Source organism: Haloarcula marina, from assembly GCF_024218775.1.
Lineage (GTDB): Archaea > Halobacteriota > Halobacteria > Halobacteriales > Haloarculaceae > Haloarcula > Haloarcula marina.
Window position 1 is genome coordinate 593,396 of sequence record NZ_CP100404.1, and the last position, 16,286, is coordinate 609,681.

14 protein-coding genes are annotated in these 16,286 nt (G+C 64.1%); 8 read left to right on the plus strand and 6 right to left on the minus strand.

Features of this window, described 5'->3' with window-relative positions; genetic code table 11:
- Positions 1-310: 310 nt before the first annotated feature.
- On the minus strand, positions 311-1,630 hold the full coding sequence (locus tag NJQ44_RS03105) for a low temperature requirement protein A (RefSeq protein WP_254273222.1): 1,320 nt from the start codon (positions 1,628-1,630) through the stop codon (positions 311-313).
- 285 nt (positions 1,631-1,915) lie between these two features.
- On the opposite strand from NJQ44_RS03105, the gene NJQ44_RS03110 reads away from it, so the two are divergent.
- Positions 1,916-2,479 carry an OsmC family protein gene (locus tag NJQ44_RS03110; protein WP_348533070.1) on the plus strand — a complete coding sequence of 188 codons (564 nt, stop codon included), beginning with the start codon at positions 1,916-1,918 and terminating at the stop codon, positions 2,477-2,479.
- Between the two features lie 512 nt (positions 2,480-2,991).
- Here NJQ44_RS03110 and NJQ44_RS03115 read toward each other — a convergent pair.
- The 3 genes from NJQ44_RS03115 to NJQ44_RS03125 form a co-directional block, all read right to left on the minus strand.
- Positions 2,992-3,441 carry a DUF4395 family protein gene (locus NJQ44_RS03115; RefSeq protein ID WP_254273224.1) on the minus strand — a complete coding sequence of 150 codons (450 nt, stop codon included), beginning with the start codon at positions 3,439-3,441 and terminating at the stop codon, positions 2,992-2,994.
- A 346-nt stretch (positions 3,442-3,787) separates the two neighbouring features.
- On the minus strand, positions 3,788-5,794 hold the full coding sequence (locus NJQ44_RS03120; RefSeq protein WP_254273225.1) for a DUF7997 domain-containing protein: 2,007 nt from the start codon (positions 5,792-5,794) through the stop codon (positions 3,788-3,790).
- 80 nt (positions 5,795-5,874) lie between these two features.
- Positions 5,875-8,274, minus strand: coding sequence for a glycoside hydrolase family 15 protein (locus tag NJQ44_RS03125; protein ID WP_254273226.1), 2,400 nt, complete (start codon positions 8,272-8,274; stop codon positions 5,875-5,877).
- A 134-nt stretch (positions 8,275-8,408) separates the two neighbouring features.
- Between NJQ44_RS03125 and NJQ44_RS03130 the strand changes: the two genes are divergently transcribed.
- Together NJQ44_RS03130 and NJQ44_RS03135 are read left to right on the plus strand one after the other, a co-directional pair.
- Positions 8,409-9,458 carry a TrmB family transcriptional regulator gene (locus NJQ44_RS03130; RefSeq protein ID WP_254273227.1) on the plus strand — a complete coding sequence of 350 codons (1,050 nt, stop codon included), beginning with the start codon at positions 8,409-8,411 and terminating at the stop codon, positions 9,456-9,458.
- 64 nt (positions 9,459-9,522) lie between these two features.
- The gene (locus NJQ44_RS03135) at positions 9,523-9,720 is read left to right on the plus strand and encodes a hypothetical protein (protein WP_254273228.1); all 198 of its coding nucleotides are present in this window, start codon (positions 9,523-9,525) and stop codon (positions 9,718-9,720) included.
- Positions 9,721-9,804: 84 nt separating this feature from the next.
- Here the strand turns inward: NJQ44_RS03135 and NJQ44_RS03140 are convergent, their stop codons facing one another.
- Positions 9,805-10,869 (minus strand): glutathione S-transferase family protein, encoded by a 1,065-nt coding sequence (locus NJQ44_RS03140; protein WP_254273229.1) that lies wholly within the window; start codon positions 10,867-10,869, stop codon positions 9,805-9,807.
- A gap of 173 nt (positions 10,870-11,042) precedes the next feature.
- Here NJQ44_RS03140 and NJQ44_RS03145 point away from each other — a divergent pair, with 173 nt between their 5' ends.
- The 3 genes from NJQ44_RS03145 to NJQ44_RS03155 all read left to right on the plus strand — a co-directional run bounded on the left by NJQ44_RS03145 (position 11,043) and on the right by NJQ44_RS03155 (position 12,914).
- Complete coding sequence (locus NJQ44_RS03145) at positions 11,043-11,576, plus strand: 50S ribosomal protein L16 (RefSeq protein WP_254273230.1); 534 nt, start codon at positions 11,043-11,045, stop codon at positions 11,574-11,576.
- 226 nt (positions 11,577-11,802) lie between these two features.
- Complete coding sequence (locus tag NJQ44_RS03150) at positions 11,803-12,006, plus strand: hypothetical protein (protein ID WP_254273231.1); 204 nt, start codon at positions 11,803-11,805, stop codon at positions 12,004-12,006.
- 44 nt (positions 12,007-12,050) lie between these two features.
- Positions 12,051-12,914, plus strand: coding sequence for an ATP-grasp domain-containing protein (locus tag NJQ44_RS03155; RefSeq protein ID WP_254273232.1), 864 nt, complete (start codon positions 12,051-12,053; stop codon positions 12,912-12,914).
- Positions 12,915-13,079: 165 nt separating this feature from the next.
- Here the strand turns inward: NJQ44_RS03155 and NJQ44_RS03160 are convergent, their stop codons facing one another.
- Entirely contained in the window at positions 13,080-13,466 is a 387-nt protein-coding gene (locus tag NJQ44_RS03160; protein ID WP_254273233.1) for an Hsp20/alpha crystallin family protein, read from the minus strand.
- Between the two features lie 200 nt (positions 13,467-13,666).
- Between NJQ44_RS03160 and gap the strand changes: the two genes are divergently transcribed.
- Complete coding sequence (gene gap / locus NJQ44_RS03165; RefSeq protein WP_254273234.1) at positions 13,667-14,674, plus strand: type I glyceraldehyde-3-phosphate dehydrogenase; 1,008 nt, start codon at positions 13,667-13,669, stop codon at positions 14,672-14,674.
- Between the two features lie 118 nt (positions 14,675-14,792).
- The gene (locus NJQ44_RS03170) at positions 14,793-15,995 is read left to right on the plus strand and encodes a phosphoglycerate kinase (protein ID WP_254273235.1); all 1,203 of its coding nucleotides are present in this window, start codon (positions 14,793-14,795) and stop codon (positions 15,993-15,995) included.
- Positions 15,996-16,286 lie beyond the last annotated feature (291 nt).

Consider the following 16,286-nt stretch of genomic DNA (forward strand, 5'->3'; position numbering starts at 1 on the left):
GCGTTCTGATATCGTTGCGATTCTCGACAGAACGATTGTGTCATGTTTGTGCCCAGCGTGACGGCGTTACTGGGCTTAGGCGCATCTGCGCGACACCAACCGGCCGCAAGACTCCTCGAACTACGTGTTCAGGATTCAGGCTCAGTAGTTTACATCGGTGGAGTAGCGAACCCACAAGAAGTACGGAACTGCGACGGCGGACAGTCTCCTCCCAGACTGGCGGGGGATAGAACCGGCGTTGTGCACGGGACTAGTTGACAACCCTCAGATCGCCCGCAAGTGCACTCCCCCGCAGCTATACGGACGTGGGTCAGAGCCTCTCGGTTGTATTCTCGTCGAGGAAGTTCTTGAAACCCTCAAATACAGTTAGGCAAACGAGGAGTGCAGCGACACCTCCGACGAATGCGGAGGGACTGACCGTCGGAGCGAAGAGTGCGACCGATCCGAGTATCGTCCCCGCAACTCCGCGAGCGAGGAACACTTCGTCCTGCAGCGACTCGAGTGTGTTTCGATCTGTGAACGCCGAACCGAGGAGGAAGAGCGCGAGTCCGCCAGCGATCGTCCGGACACCACCCTCTCCGAGAGCGTGTGCTTCGGCTGCAGCCTCTATCGCGACTGCGACCCCAACGCCGGCTGCCACGATACCGATGAAGACGAATACATGGACGAGCACGTGTGCGACGATACGCTTACGAATCTGGATCCACTCCCCCTCCGATTCGGCCTGGAACGAACGGTCGAGGAGAAACTCGTCGATGGTTCCAAAGTAAAGCCACCATACGTTGACCGCAATCAGGAACCCGCTGAGGGCGGTAAGAGCTGGCACCAACGTCCAGTTGAGACCGGAGACGCCCACAGCGACCGCCAGGATCGACTCGCCGAGGACGAGAATGGTAAACAACCCGAGACGTTCGGGGAAGTGTGAGGTGCGCTTCGGGATGTCCTCGAGACGGAGATACACGCCAGCGACGCTGATACTGATCAAGAACGAGAGTGCCCAGATTGCGTAGCGACCCGGTTCAGGGACGAAGAGACCCAGCGCCCACACGAGCGCCCCAGCCCCGTTGGCGAGTAGAACGTAGGATGTGTACGAGCGGAGCGACGGGATGCTGTGCCATGCTCGAACATACATCCCTACCGAGAGGAGGCTCAAGAAGAGGTACGCGATACCGAACGCCGCCGAACCGCCGTGGAACACGTCGTGAATCGTTCCCGTGAGGAGAATCACCCCGAACATAGCGGCGACCATCCCGAAGCGGTGGACGAGGTCGTCCGTATCGAACGCATCGGTGTACTCCGTGAATCCGAGCCACGTCCACCAGACGAGGACGAACAGGCCCGCGAACGATAGGATTCCGGTGACTGTCAGGTCCTCGTGGAGCAGCAGTCCGAGTTCCGCGACGGCGACGACGTATACGAGATCGAAGAACAATTCTAGCCACGTGGCGTGTCGGCCGCGGTTGCCCGTGTAAACGGTCGGCGGGCGGTACGACGACTCCAGATATCGTGACGCGTTCCGGACGAGTCCAAACCGAGAGACACTCCCGTTGGTGCTCCTCTCCGCGCCTTCGTCGGCAGTCCTCGCAGGTGCCCCTCTCATCCACGAGAGCACTATACTGATGGGTCTCATGTCCGTTTCTAGTACAATAGAATCCAGCATAAACACTCACGTCACCAACACTACGTAGCGCGTCAGAGAATGTCGTAGGCCAAACGGGTGCGTTTGTTTCAGACCTTCCGTCCTGAATCTGCTGCTAAGTGGGAGTGGGCAGTTACTATGCCATCAGAACCAATTAACCTTCACAAAACTGGACTGTATACCGCGCGTTTCTCTCGCGAAAGTGTATGCAAATAAACACTATTCCCTAATACTATCTTATTGTATCAGCAGTCCAATATGAACCGGTGACAATAGATGGCCACTATGGACGAATCGACAGTAAACGGTGTTGATGTTACGGCGCTCGAGGGAGCAATCGAAGCTATCAGTGACGACCCTGATGTCGGAATGTTCACATTCCGGGCCGAAACAGAGTGGCAGGATGCGCTCAAGTCAGTCACAACGATCAACGAGTTCGACCAGTCTGGTGAAACTGTTCGCACGCAGGACTTCACGTTACAGGGGGACGAGCCCGAGCAAATTCTCGGAGAACGCACAAGCCCAAACGCCGTCGAAGCCCTGCTCGGCGCTCTCGGTTCATGCTTAACCGTGGGCTATGCAGCGAACGCCGCTGCTATGGGCATCGAACTCGACAGTCTCCGTTTCGAGATGGAAGGTGACGTTGATCTTCGAGGTTTCCTGGGTATCTCCGAGGATGTTCACCCGGGGTACGAAGCGGTCACCTGTACTGTGTACATGGATGCCGATGCCTCCGAGAAGGAACTTGAACAGCTGCGTCAGCACGTTGAGGCCACTTCGCCCCTCGTTGACGTGCTGACGAACGAGGTTGCGCTGGAAACACACCTCGTCGTTGAGTAATCCATCCCGGTCCGAATTGGTAGTTTTTACATCCTCTATCTCGGAACAGCAGTCGACTGTCCCACACTGTCCGCAGTGGTGAATTCCCCTCTACAGATACCGTGACGCGTGCCGGACGAGTCCGAACCGAGAGACTCCACCATCGGTGCTCCCCGCGCCTTCGTCGTCAACCCTCGCGGGCGGTTTCCGCGTCCACGAGACTACTGCACGGATGGCCCTCATGTACATATATATTACACGAGAATCCGGCATTACTGCTCTCAGCACCAACGCTACGTAGCGCGCCGAACGAGAGAGCCAACGGGACGACCCAGGACCGAGTCACCCGATACCGCCGAAACGCAGGGTGAGCAGATAGGTCGTGGCCCGGGCCTCTCCCAGGCGAAAGCGTCCGACTCCTCGAGGTTTGCCAGACAGCGTTGGCCTAATATCGGCGAGCTCTGCGCCGCCGCTCTCTCTGCTGGACCGGAGCAACGAACATACGTTGCTACCGTCGAACTGGACTGGAGGTTTCAAGCGCTGGCTTCGACGGGTTTGCGAAACACGAACCTGTAGACCATGGAGGGGATGCAGATGTGGGTCGTCGCCACGAGTCCACTCACGCCGACGAACAAGATCCCGAGTGTATATCCGACGAGCAACGAACCAGCCCAGAAGGCCGCGGCGGTTACTGTCAACCAAACGCTGGCGACGACGCACGCGAACCGCCGGGGGGCGTTCGCTTTCGGGAGCGGATCCGTGCCGAGGACGTGTCGAATTCCGTGATTGTAAACGAGGTCAAATGGATGGACCGGAAATACGGCACCGAGAACAGCAAACGGTACCAATGCGACGAGAATAATCGGAGATGCGAGTGCCGTCCCAACTGCGGCAATGGCTGCACAGACGCCTGGGGAAAACCCGATCCACGGCACAACCGCTCCGAACGACGGTTCGTCCGGACAGTGGTATCCCTGAATCATCAACCGCCTTCGAATATGTGGTGAGATAACACTCATCATTACCATTTCTACCTACGCCGGTACCGGACATAGTGTTATCTCTCTGTAAAGACGAACGGTGCCCGAGAGTCAGCAGGTGAGTTATTTATTGCGTTCTCCAGCCAAACATCGCACTGAGGCCGGGACTCCTTGTTCGATAACACAGGATCTCTTGTGCGATTCGCGCCCTGTATTCAGCACGGCCGCAGAAAACTATCCGCGGATGAGTATTTCAACAGAGCCGTTCTGCACGGACTCGGATCTCGGCCCACCGTCTTTCTGTGTGTCACTTCGCCGCGAGTGACGACGACGTAGAAACCGTCTCGCCCTACTCGGCGGGTTCGGCCGCCGCAACGGCGAGTTCGTCCGCCTCGTCGAGGTGGGCGACCGTCGCGAGACGAAGCGCGTGAGGCCACCCGAGCGGCGTCGCCGAGTCGGCGGTGCCGTCGTCGAACAACTGTTCGGGGAGGTAGCCGCAGTCGCGGACCAGCGACCCGCCGGGGAGTATCTCGGCGAGGAGGTCACGCGAGCGGCGGTAGGCGTCGTCGGCCCGAGCGTCGTCGCAGGCGTCGAGGAGGCTTCCGAGTTCGGCGGCGGCGTTGGCACCCCACGCCGTCGAGACGGTCCAGACCTTCTCGTTGCCCTGTCCGTGCTGCCGCCAGTCGTCGCCCTCGAAGCGGACGAGGCCGCGGATGGCGTCGCTCTCGTGTTCGAGGCCGTCGAGCGTGGTCTCGACGTGAGTCACGAGGCGGTCCACCGTCTCGTCGTCGAGGTCGGTAATCTCCGCGTACTCGCGCATCGCGGCCGGAAGCGCCAGCGACCCGGAGTCGAGGCGTTCGTCGAGTTCGCCCTCGTGTTCCCGCAGCGCGTAGAACTCGCCGGTCCACAGGCGGTCGAGGCCGTCGGCGACGCGGTCGGCCTGCGCTCGCGCGTGGTCCCGCAGGTCGGTTGAGACCGGCGCGCGGGCGACGGCGGCGTAGGCGTGGAGGAACGTCGCGGCGGTGTGGACGAACCGGCCCTGCATGTTCTCCCAGGCGTTCTGGCAGGCGACTGGGAGGCCGTCGGCTTCGAGCGTGTCGTCCAGACTGTCGACGGCGGCCTCGATGGTCGCCTCGATAGCCTCGGGGTCCTCGGGGTCGTCGGTCCGGAGGTACGTCGCGAGGAACCCGGCGACGCTCCCGCTCTGGTCGGCCTGATAATCGGTGTCGTCGCCGTCTTCGAGGCGGGCGTTCGCCCACCCGGGCGCGAGCGTCTCGTCGCCCGGCCAGACGCGGTGGGGCCAACTGCCGTCGTCGAGTTGCGTTCGGCGGTAGAACTCGGCGGAGCGCTGGTGCCAGCCGTCGAGGTCGACGCCGAGAACCTCGCTTCCTTCGAGGAGGAAGCGGGATATCTCCGCGTCGTCGCGGAACCACGTGTAGCCGTAGCCGCCGGAGGAGACGTAGAAGGGGTCGAAGTCGGGACCGGCGATGCGCGCGCCGTTCTCCGCGGAGAGCAGCGACACGACGCGGAGGTCGTCGACGACCGTCTCGCGGTGCGGGGCGGTCTCCGGCACCCGCCACTCGCGCTGGTCGCGGGCGGCGGCGACGAGCGTCTCGGTGTCGTCGTACTCGCTCGCGGCCGACTCGACGGTCGACAGTGCGTCCGCACGGGCCGTCTCGCCGCGTTCGGCCACGAGGGTGACGAGGGTGACGCTTCCGTTCTCGAAGGGCGCGGTCAGGTGCGCACCGCCGGTCAGGACCGTATCCTCGTAGCGTTCCTCGTCGGCGGTCCGCGGGAACTCCACGGGGTCGTCGGCGACGAGTTCGTCGAATCGCTCGGGAATCTGCCCGTAGGCGTCGAAGTCGGTCGACGCGCCGACGTAATCGTGTTCGCGCCGGTGGTACGCTTCGACCGCCCCGTCGTGGACGAGCAGACTCGTCTGTCCCTCACGGCCGTCGGGGGCGAACCTGACGTAGGCGTTCAGGTCGACGGCTTCAGGGGCATCGCCGACGAGTTCGAACCGGGTGACGTGTGTCCGGCCGACGGTCAGGTCCTGCTGTCTGACCTGCCAGTCGCCCTGTTCGTGGACCGTCTCGACGACGCCCGTGTCGTCGTGATACCGCTGAGAAGCGCCGCCGTCGAACCAGCCGTCGCCGACGCCGAACCGAGAGCTGTCGATACCTGAGAGGCCGCTGAGCGGATACGAGTAGTCCTGCAGTGAGCCGTCGTCGTCGACGTGGACGAGGCGGTCGCCATCACCGGCGAACACGCCCGTCGTCGACCGGAGTTCACCGGGGAACTTCCGGTCGTCCTCCCGGTGACGTTTATAATCGTTCAGTGATGTCCGGAGCGTCATTGCCACTACACAACACGGCCCCGTTGATAAAATTTGGTGTAATTGTTTTTCGCACCTAATCGACAGCTCGCGGAGACGGCTCAGACGGTGTCGTCGACGACCGTCGTCGCGATGTCGGGCAGGTCGCCGCTCGCGGCGACGACGGTGACGCGCGCCCCCTCGTCGGCCGCCACGGCGACGTCTACGTCCCCGCCGTCGATGTGGACCGTCTCGCTTCGTGTCTTGACCACGAGGTCCTCGCCGTCGGTGTGGCCGGTGACGCGGGCGTCGTCCCCGTCGCGTTCAATTTTCACGTCGAGTTCGGGACCGTCGGCGGGCGCGGACCCGCCGTAACGCTCGCGGACGACGGCGGGCGTCTCGACCGGTTCGCCCGCGTCGATGCTCCACGCCAGTCGGACGAACTGGCCGTTGGTCCACGAGAGGGGTGTCGCGCTGGACGTGCCCTCGCCGAACGTCCAGTCGAAGTCGTTCTCGCCGGATTCGTCCCACACTTGCTCGGGGAGCATCCGCCCGTCGTTGGCGAAGTCGCCGAGGGTCTCCAGCAGGGCCTCGGGGGCGAAGTCGGGGTCGTCGAGCAGGAGTTCGTACTCGCCGCGTTCGCCGGTGAAGAAGGGCCAGATGCGCCCCTTCCCGGTCATGTCCGGTTGCCACGGCGCGCCGGGTTGGACGCGCTTCTCGCCGTAGCCGTCACCGGTGTATCGGTACCACCCGGGACCGTGGGGCGTCTCGACCATGATGTCGTCGTCGTACTCGGCGACGCTGTTGCGGATGGTCGGGTCGTCGGCCGAGCAGACGCCGAGGCGGACGAGTTCGAGGAATCCGCCGTCCATGATGTTTCGCTCGTCGAGCATCCCGCCGCCGTTGTTGTGCGTGCGGAGTTCCCCGTCGTCAGGGTTGCCCCTGCCGGTGATGCGGACGTAGTACGGCGTGTTCGTGTGCTTCGCCGTCCCCGTCTCGGTCGCGTGCCAGTCTTCGAGGTTCGCGACCCAGTGGTCGGCGACGCCGAGGTAGGCAATGGCGTCGGCAGGTTCGTCAGCGTCGATAGCCAGGTCGGCCGCACAGACGAGGCCCGCGATCTCGGCGGCCGTCGTCGACGGCGAGTAGCCCGGTTCCTCTTCCCAGCGTTCCTGTTGGGTGTGGGGGCCGGTCGCGGCGACGTAGTCGCTGGAGCGGCGGACGTTCTCGTAGCCGTAGGCCGCTTCCTCGAAGTCGTAGCCGTGACGCTCCTTGAGTTGCTGGGCCATCACCTGCGGGAAGGCGATTTCGTCCATCTGCTCGCCGCCCCAGCGGGTGCGCCCGTCGAGGAACGTGTTCTGCGGAAGGAAGCCGTCCTCGCGCTGCTGGTACTCGTAGACGTACTCCGTGGCGTCGATGGCGCTCTGGGTGTCGCCGATGGCGTCGAAGGCCGTGTAGGCCTGATACAGGTCGCGCGGCCAGACGTAGTTGTAGCCGTAGTCGACGGGGTCGTTGGCGTCGACGGCGTCGCCCCACGGGACCGACGGCGATGCGATGCCCGCACCGGGGAACGCCTTGGAGTCGGCGGCCTTCATCACCATCACGGCGGTCTTATATTGGGCCAGCAGGTCGTCGTCGCCCTTCACGCTGTCCGGGACCGGAATCTCGTCGAGGTAGGCGTCCCAGGAATCGACGTAGGCCGCGCGCACGTCCTCGAACGTGTCGTCCAGCGCCGTCTCGGCGACGGCGAGGGCGGCCTCGTCGTCGCTGTCCTCGGCGAACCCGAGCGACAGCGTCGTCTCGTGACTCGCCAGCGTCCCGGCGAGGACGACGTTGCCCCGGGCCTCGTCGTACCGTTCGTCGGTCGACCCGGATTCGAGGAGCGCCGTCTCCACGTCGCCCTCTCGAACGTCGGCGGTGGTCCACTCGAACCCGTCGGCGCTGGCGACGCCCAGTCCCACGTCGATGGGGTCGCCGTCCTCGGTCAGGAACACCGGGTCCGCGTCCTCGGGTTGCTCGTGGGCGACACGCAACGCGTCCGCGTCGGCGTGGGCCACGTCGTGGTCGGCGTGACAGGACAGCGCCGGGTCGACGACGACGTGGAGGTCGTACCCTTCGCCCGCGAAGTCCACGTCGAGAAGCAGTGCGTCCTCGTCGGGATGGGCGGCGTGTTCGACGGTCAGTTCCCAGTCGCGGTCGTCGGTCGGTCGCGCGGTCTGTCGGAACAGCAGCGCGTCCTCGCTTGCCGCCGTCGTCTCGCGTTCGACCGCGGTGGGCAGGTCGCGCCGTTCGCGGAAGGTCCGGGCGGCGTACCCCTCGCCGTCGGTGACGAGGAAATCCAGTTCCCGGACGTTCATCAGGTCGATACGCGGGAACCGTATCTCGGTCACTGCGCCTTCGGTCAGCGTGTACCACACTCGCGACGGGTCGGCGTCGTCGTGGTCACAGACCGTGCCGAACCCGTACTTCTCCCCGACCGTCCACGTCGCATCCGCTGTGGCTGTCGGCGTCGATTCGCTGGTCATACGACAGCCTGTACGACCAGTACCTTAATGGTTTCTCAACTTGTAATGAATAATTACAACTCGATTCTACATCCCCGTTGGGGCCGGACTGCACCGAAACCAAATTAATCGCAACGCTGATACAACATTATATCATGGACGATTCGACGCTCGCGGATAGACTCACCGAACTGGGCCTCTCGGAGAAAGAGGTCGACACGTATCTCTCGATACTTCGGAACGGCGAGGCGAAGGCCAGTGAAATCGCGGACGACACGGGCGTATCGAAACGGTACGTCTACAGCATCAGCGAATCGCTGGAGAAGCGGGGCTTCGTCGAAGTCAGCGACCACGTCGTTCCGACGACGATACGCGCCCGTCCACCCTCGGAAGTCATCGAGGCGCTGTCGGACCAACTGGAGGAGATGGGGTCGGCGCTGGACGAGCGTTACTCTGACACGGAGCGGGACATCCAGCAGTTCGACGTCATCAAGTCCCGGGTCACCGTCGTCAAACGGCTGACCGAGTACCTCTCGAACGCGGAAAACGAGGTCATGCTGTCGGTCCCGGAGCAGTACCTCTCTGAGGTTTCGGCGGAACTGAAAGCCGCCGTCGACCGCGGCGTGATGGTCCTCCTCATCGTTAGCTCTACGAGCGATATCGACCCCGACGCTATCGCCGGATGCGCCTCGGTCGTGCGCGCTCACGAACCGGATATGCCGATTATCCTCACCATCGACGGCACGTTCGGCGTCGTCGTCCCCGCGGAGATGATAATCCGGTCGAACTCCGAACAGCGGGCCATCGCGTTCGGCCAGCAACAGATCGTCCCGATAATCTCCGGGGCGTTCCTCGGCAACTACTGGCCGATGGCCGAGGAGTGTTACGTCGACGAACCGCTGCCGCTCCCCGCCACGTACGGTAACTTCAGGGCCGCGGTGCTACAGGCGACGCTCCGCCTGCGCGACGATTCCCCGGTCGCCATCGAGGCGGCGGTCCAACCCGTCCGAGCGACCGACCGACGGGAGCAGGTCACGGGCACCGTGGTCGACACGCGACAGGGACTCGTCGAACCGAAGACGAACTCCTACCCCATCGAACACACTCTCGTCGTCGACACCGGCGAAGAGACGGTGACCGTCGGCGGTCCCGGGTCGTTCCTCGAAGACTACGAGACGACCGAAGTGACGCTCACCGAACCCTAACGCCGACTCGGTCCGGTCGTCGCATCCGACAAACGACGCGGTCGAACGCCACTACCACGCCCGCATGGACACCAAACCCGGCGGGAGCAGTCAGGCGGGCGGTGACGTGCTCGACCGCCTCCGGCGACTCGACGGGTCCACGCCGGTCGGCGCCACGGGGTCCGACTGGGTCGTCCGCCCGGTGGACGGTTCGTACTCCGGCGACGAAGCGTCCTTCCTCCGGTTCATTCTCGATACTATCGAGGGGCGGCCGGGGAGATAACCGACGGCGGATTCTCGTCACTCGACGAGTGGCTATCGCATCGCAGCGGGCAGGTCGACGCCGAGTAAAACGTGCCGTCGTCGCTCAGGCCGTCGCGAGCAGGTCCTCGGGCGGTTCGCCCGGGAGGTCGTCGCGGTCGTGGGCGGCCTCGAAGTCCAGGTCCGGCCCCATCGCGACGATGCGACTCGGGGTCACGTCGGGGTGCGTGGTGTAGTAGTGTTCCTTGATGTGGTCCATGTTCACCGTCTCCGCGACGCCCGGCGACTCACGGGTCGGGTCGCTCCCCGTTCGTTCGTCCGGCGCCCCCTCGCTTCGTTCGGCGACGCCGGTCTGGTAGAGGTCCCGGAGGTACGGCCAGAGGTTGTCGTACTCGCGGATGTACTGGTGGTTGCACATGAAGTGCGTGTGGTACACTTGGTCGAAGCGCACCAGCGTCGTGAACATGCAGATGTCCGCCTCGGTGAGTCGGTCGCCCGCGAGGTAGCGCTGGTCGGCCAGCACGTCGTCCCAGTGGTCCAGCGCGTCGAACAACTCGGTCACGGCCTCGTCGTACGCGTTCTGCGATTTCGCGAACCCGGCGCGGTAGACGCCGTTGTTGATGGGGTCGTAGATGTCGCCGATGATGCGGTCGACCTCGTCCCGATACCCCTCCGGGTAGAGGTCCACGTCGTGCTCGGCCACGTCGTCGAACTCGGTGTCGAGCATCCGCAGAATCTCCTCGGACTCGTTGTTGACGATGGTCTCCTCCTGTTTGTCCCACAGGACGGGGACCGTCACTCGGCAGGTGGCGTCGGGGTCGGCTTTCACGTACAGTTCTCGCAGGTACTCGGCACCGTACAGTGAGTCCTCGGTACAGCCCGCCTTCTCGGGCGTGAACTGCCAGCCGTCCTCGGCGCGGAACGGGTCCACCACGTCGACGCTGATGGCGTCGTCCAGCCCCTTGAGCGCGCGGACGAGCAGGGTCCGGTGCGCCCACGGGCACGCGTAGGAGACGTAAAGGTGGTAGCGCCCGGCTTCCGGCTTGAAGCGCGCGTCGGGGTCGTCCTCGATGCTGTCTCGGAAGGTGGTGTCTTGCCGGTCGAACTCGCCGTCCTCGGTCGTACTCTCGTAGGCGTCGGTCCGCCACTCGCCGTCGACGAGCATGTTCATCGTGCCCTCAGGTAGGCGTCCGACGCGGATAAACACCCGAGAGAGGTAACGTCAGTGTCACCACAGACCGACCCGCTGTCGGCGCTCGCGGGTGTGTCTCTCCCGCACGATATGGCGGCGGCCCTTCGAAGCCCTTATTGTGGCGCTCGGCCACGTTTCGGCCAAGAGTACCTATGTCGGACAAACCCGCCTCGATGTACCGGGACATCGACAAGCCCTCGTACACCCGGCGCGAGTACATCACGGGCATCCCCGGTTCGAAGATTGCACAGCACGAGATGGGCCGCAAGGTCGCTGACAAGGACGCGTACCCCGTCCAAATCAGCCTCATCGTCGAGGAGTCCGTCCAGCTCCGTCACGGCTCGCTGGAGGCCTCCCGCCTGTCGGCCAACCGCCACCTCATCAAGCAAATCGGCGAGGAGGGCGACTACCGCATGACCCTGCGGAAGTTCCCCCACCAGGTCCTGCGCGAGAACAAGCAGGCGACCGGTGCCGGGGCCGACCGTGTTTCCGACGGGATGCGACAGGCCTTCGGGAAAATCGTCGGCACCGCCGCCCGGATTCAGGCCGGTGAGCGCCTGTTCACGGCGTACTGCAACGTCGAGGACGCCGAACACGTCAAGGAGGCGTTCCGTCGCGCGTACAACAAGATTACGCCGTCCTGCCGCATCAAGGTCGAGCGCGGCGAAGAACTGCTCATCGCGTAGAGCCGCTTTTATTTCGGGGGATTTCCACGGGCCGTCGGCCCTTCGGGAACCTCCCGTTGCAAAAATTTGGGAAAACCTGCCGGAGCGCAGCGGCGGCAGGTTCGTCAGCGCTTGCTCTGTCGGTGGTTCGCGCGACGGAGCGCGCTCACGGTCACCGCCAGCCTCGGGCACGGTCACGTCTCTCGGGGCCGAAATTGTATTGAGCTAACACGTCGTAGTGTCCCACATGGTACTCAGATTACTACTGCTCGTGGTCGCCGTCGTCGAACTGCTCGCGCCGAAGCAGATGGTCGACTTCTGGATGAACCTCGCGGCCGAGGACGGCGACGTGGAGCTGAAACCGTGGGTGTACAGCATCGCGCGGGCGGAGGGTGCGGTCATCCTCGCGTGGCTCGTGCTCAGCGGTCGGGGTGGCGACAGCGAGGAGTGACCGGACGCCAGCGGATTTTTGCCGGTGCGCGCTAACTCGGAGCCATGCTTGACCTCGCCGTCGCGACCCGCGCCGAGACGTTCGAGCGGATGCGGGACCCGCTGGCCGCCCGAGACATCGCCGTCGGCCACGTCGAGACGAGCGAGCGCGCCGTCTCCCTGACCGAGAACCCGTTCGACGGCTACGACGTTGGGTTCGTCTACCCGTCGCGCATCATGGAGGGAGCCGTCGCCGACGCGATGCTCGACGTGCCGTGGGTGAACGACCGCGAGGCCATCCTGCGCTCGCGCAACAAGGCCGACGTGCTCACGCGACTCGGCCGAGCAGACGTACCGGTCCCCGACTCTGTCATGGTGTCGAACCCGGCCGACGAGGCGGCCCTCGCGGCGGCGTTCGAGCGACTCGACCCGCCGGTGGTCGTCAAGCCCAACTCCACGACTCGGGGCGTCGGCGTCACGACGGTCCACGACCTCGATTCCTTCCTCGGCGTCGCGGACTATCTCGATTTGGTTCACGACTACCGCGCGACGGGCGACCGGTCGTTTCTGGTGCAGGAGTACCTCCCGGACGCGCGGGACTACCGCGCGATGGTCGTCGACGGCGAGTTCGTCGGTGCGGTCGAACGCCGACTCCCCGCCGACGCGCGCGAACGCGGCCGCTGGAAGCACAACGTCCACCGCGGGGCCGAGGCGAACGGGGTGGACCTCCCGGACGCCCTCCGAACGCTCGCCGAGCGAACCGCCGCGGTGCTGGACATCCCGTACCTCGGCGTGGACTTGCTCGTGACCGAGGACCGCGCGGTGGTCAACGAGACGAACGCGCGGCCGACCATCGACAGCGCGACGAAGTACGAAGACGGGTTCTGGGACGATTTGGCGGGGCTAATTCGGCGGACTGCGGAGCGGTAACGTCGTTCGACCGGAGGCGAACGAAGTGAGCGTCCGGCCTTTTTCGCCGCCGTCAGAGCGACGCTCTGACGAGCCTTGCTTCGCTCAGCAAGACCACGTTTTTCAAGGAGCGGTCGCCGCAGGCGACCTGACGACGAAAAAGGTGGAGGGGGACGAAAGGCGACCCTACAACTCGATGTCCGCGGAGTCCTCTTCGCGGTCGAAGGTGACTTCGAGGACGCCGTTGTTGTACGTCGCCGCCGCGGAGTGTTCGTCGACCTGACTGGGGAGGGTGAGTCGTTCGTGGTACTCTCGCTGGTCGGTCCCGGCGTCGATAGTGAGGACCGTCCCGTCGCATTTCAGTTCGATGGCGTCCTTGTCCACGCCGGGGATGTCGGCGACGACGCGGATTTCGTCGGCTGTCTCGTGAACGTCCACGTGCAAGTCGGCACCGTCGGGCGTGCCGCCGCGTTCGATGTGTACGTCCCCTTCGGACCCCATCATCTCGTCCATCATCCGCTCGATTTCACGGAAAAACTCGTCGAAAGGGTCGTCGTTATCGTCCCGTCTCATCGGTGTGAGTGGGTACGTCGCTCTGTCTGAAAAGCCTTCTGACGCCCTCAGTCTTTGCTACGACGGCGGGTTGACAGTCGGTACGAACGATTCACTATGCGACAGGTACACACAGCATCGGTAGAAAATGGTCACAAATAAACACACGTTGACGCAACTCCGAAAACACTTTACTGGGTACAAGCGGTTTTCTAGGCGGTATGAGCGACCCAGTTCGTGTTGGCCTCAACGGCTTCGGCCGTATCGGCCGCAACGTATTCCGCGCTTCGCTGGAGAACGACGACGTCGAAATCGTCGGCATCAACGACGTGATGGACGACGACGAAATCGACTACTTCGCCCAGTACGACACCGTCATGGGCAACCTCGAAGGCGCGAGCGTCGACGACGGCGTCCTGACCGTCGACGGCACCGACTTCGAGGCGGGCGTCTTCCACGAGACGGACCCGACGGAACTCCCGTGGGACGACCTCGACGTCGACGTCGCGTTCGAGGCGACCGGTATCTTCCGCACGAAGGAAGACGCCAGCCAGCACCTCGAAGCGGGTGCCGACAAGGTCGTCATCTCCGCGCCGCCGAAAGGCGAGGAGCCGGTCAAGCAGATCGTCTACGGCGTCAACCACGACGAGTACGACGGCGAGGACATCGTCTCCAACGCCTCCTGTACGACCAACTCCATCACGCCCGTCGCGAAGGTGCTCGACCGTGAGTTCGGTATCAACGCGGGACAGCTGACGACCGTCCACGCCTACACCGGCTCGCAGAACCTCATGGACGGCCCCAACAGCAAGCCGCGCCGCCGCCGCGCCGCCGCCGAGAACATCATCCCCACGTCGACCGGTGCCGCACAGGCGGCCACCGAGGTCCTGCCCGAACTTGAGGGGAAACTCGACGGGATGGCCATCCGCGTCCCGGTCCCGAACGGCTCTATCACGGAGTTCGTCGTGGACCTCGACGAGGAAGTGACGGAAGCCGACGTGAACGCCGCGTTCGAGGAAGCCGCCGAAGGCGAGATGGAAGGCGTCCTCGGTGTCACCACGGAAGACGTCGTCTCGACGGACATCCTCGGCGACCCGTACTCCTCGCAGGTCGACCTCTCCTCGACGAACATCGTCAGCGGCATGACGAAGATTCTGACGTGGTACGACAACGAGTACGGCTTCTCGAACCGGATGCTCGACGTGGCGCAGTACATCACCGAGGAGTAGGCCGTCGGCCACGCACCGTTTTTCACAGACCCGCCAGCGGCGGCGCTTTCGCGCACGTCGGTCGCTGGCCCGCGAGACTCGGAAACGCCTAAGCACGGGGCGGGTGTGTCTTCGCGTGATGACCTTCCAGACGCTCGACGACATCGAGGACGGACAGCGCGTCCTCGTCCGACTCGACCTCAACTCTCCGGTCGAGGACGGCGAGGTACGGGACAACCGGCGGTTCGACCGCCACGCCGAGACGATTCGCGAACTCGTCGACCGCGGATTCGAAACCGCCGTCATGGCCCATCAGGGCCGCCCGGGCCGTGACGACTTCATCTCGCTCTCCCAACACGCCGACATCCTCGAAGACCACATCGACAGCCCCGTCGACTTCGTCGCCGACACCTTCGGCGAGGACGCGCTGGCGGCCATCGACGACCTCTCGGGCGGGGACGTGCTCGTCTTGGAGAACACGCGGATGTGCGACGAGGAACTGCCCGAGGAAGACCCCGAGGTGAAAGCCGAGACGGAGTTCGTCCAGACCCTCGCCCCGGAGTTCGACGCGTACGTCAACGACGCCTACTCGGCGGCCCACCGCTCGCACGCCTCGCTCGTGGGCTTCCCGCTGGTGATGGACGCCTACGCGGGCCGCGTCATGGAGACGGAGTACGAGGCCAACACCGCCATCGCCGAGAAGGAGTTCGAGGGCAACGTCACGATGGTCGTCGGCGGCACCAAGGCGACGGACGTCATCGACGTGATGACTCACTTGGACGAGAAGGTCGACGACTTCCTGCTGGGCGGCATCGCCGGCGAACTGTTCCTGCGCGCGGCCGATTACCCGGTCGGCTACGACATCGACGACGCCGACCTGTACGACCACCAGTGGGAGGCCAACAGCGAGAAAATCGAGTCGATGCTCGACGAACACCGCGACCAGATTACGCTCGCCGTCGACCTCGCGTACGAGGACGACGGGTCGCGCGCCGAGCAGTCCGTCGACGACATCGAGGAGAAGACCGTCTCCTACCTCGACGTGGGGAGCGAGACGGTCATGGAGTACTCGCCGATTATCCGTGACTCCGAGGCCGTCTTCGTGAAGGGCGCGCTCGGCATGTTCGAGGACGAGCGCTTCTCCGTCGGCACGGCGGGCGTGCTGGAGGCCATCGCGGACACCGACTGCTTCTCGGTCGTCGGCGGCGGCGACACCTCTCGGGCTATCGAGATGTACGGGATGGAAGAAGACGAGTTCGGCCACGTCTCCATCGCCGGGGGCGCGTACATCCGGGCGCTCACCGGCGCGGAACTCGTCGGCGTCGAAGTGCTACAGCGCTAATCGCTGCGGTTGCGGTCGGTTTCTGCGTGGCGGCGTTTCCAGCCGTCTTCGGGGTCGTAAACGGCGACTGGTCGTTTCTCTCGCGGACGCATGCGACCGTGTCTGCGCGTCCAGTCACCGTCGTCGGGGTCGGGGGCAGCCATCTCAGGCATACACCACGATACGGCGCTCACGAGTAAATTACTTGTGGAAAATTACGAAACAAAATTACTCGGTTCCGAGTTACTGACGGCGCGGGTCGCCGGAATCGGCGTCGCCGACCGAGCAGAAGTGCTTTCGGGACCACTTCCG

Excerpts from the sequence above, each read along its gene's own strand:
- NJQ44_RS03105 (WP_254273222.1), bottom strand. The coding sequence starts at position 1,630 with ATGAGACCCATCAGTATAGTGCTCTCGTGGATGAGAGGGGCACCTGCG.
- NJQ44_RS03110 (WP_348533070.1), top strand. The coding sequence starts at position 1,916 with ATGGCCACTATGGACGAATCGACAGTAAACGGTGTTGATGTTACGGCG.
- NJQ44_RS03115 (WP_254273224.1), bottom strand. The coding sequence starts at position 3,441 with ATGATTCAGGGATACCACTGTCCGGACGAACCGTCGTTCGGAGCGGTT.
- NJQ44_RS03120 (WP_254273225.1), bottom strand. The coding sequence starts at position 5,794 with ATGACGCTCCGGACATCACTGAACGATTATAAACGTCACCGGGAGGAC.
- NJQ44_RS03125 (WP_254273226.1), bottom strand. The coding sequence starts at position 8,274 with ATGACCAGCGAATCGACGCCGACAGCCACAGCGGATGCGACGTGGACG.
- NJQ44_RS03130 (WP_254273227.1), top strand. The coding sequence starts at position 8,409 with ATGGACGATTCGACGCTCGCGGATAGACTCACCGAACTGGGCCTCTCG.
- NJQ44_RS03135 (WP_254273228.1), top strand. The coding sequence starts at position 9,523 with ATGGACACCAAACCCGGCGGGAGCAGTCAGGCGGGCGGTGACGTGCTC.
- NJQ44_RS03140 (WP_254273229.1), bottom strand. The coding sequence starts at position 10,869 with ATGAACATGCTCGTCGACGGCGAGTGGCGGACCGACGCCTACGAGAGT.
- NJQ44_RS03145 (WP_254273230.1), top strand. The coding sequence starts at position 11,043 with ATGTCGGACAAACCCGCCTCGATGTACCGGGACATCGACAAGCCCTCG.
- NJQ44_RS03150 (WP_254273231.1), top strand. The coding sequence starts at position 11,803 with ATGGTACTCAGATTACTACTGCTCGTGGTCGCCGTCGTCGAACTGCTC.
- NJQ44_RS03155 (WP_254273232.1), top strand. The coding sequence starts at position 12,051 with ATGCTTGACCTCGCCGTCGCGACCCGCGCCGAGACGTTCGAGCGGATG.
- NJQ44_RS03160 (WP_254273233.1), bottom strand. The coding sequence starts at position 13,466 with ATGAGACGGGACGATAACGACGACCCTTTCGACGAGTTTTTCCGTGAA.
- gap (WP_254273234.1), top strand. The coding sequence starts at position 13,667 with ATGAGCGACCCAGTTCGTGTTGGCCTCAACGGCTTCGGCCGTATCGGC.
- NJQ44_RS03170 (WP_254273235.1), top strand. The coding sequence starts at position 14,793 with ATGACCTTCCAGACGCTCGACGACATCGAGGACGGACAGCGCGTCCTC.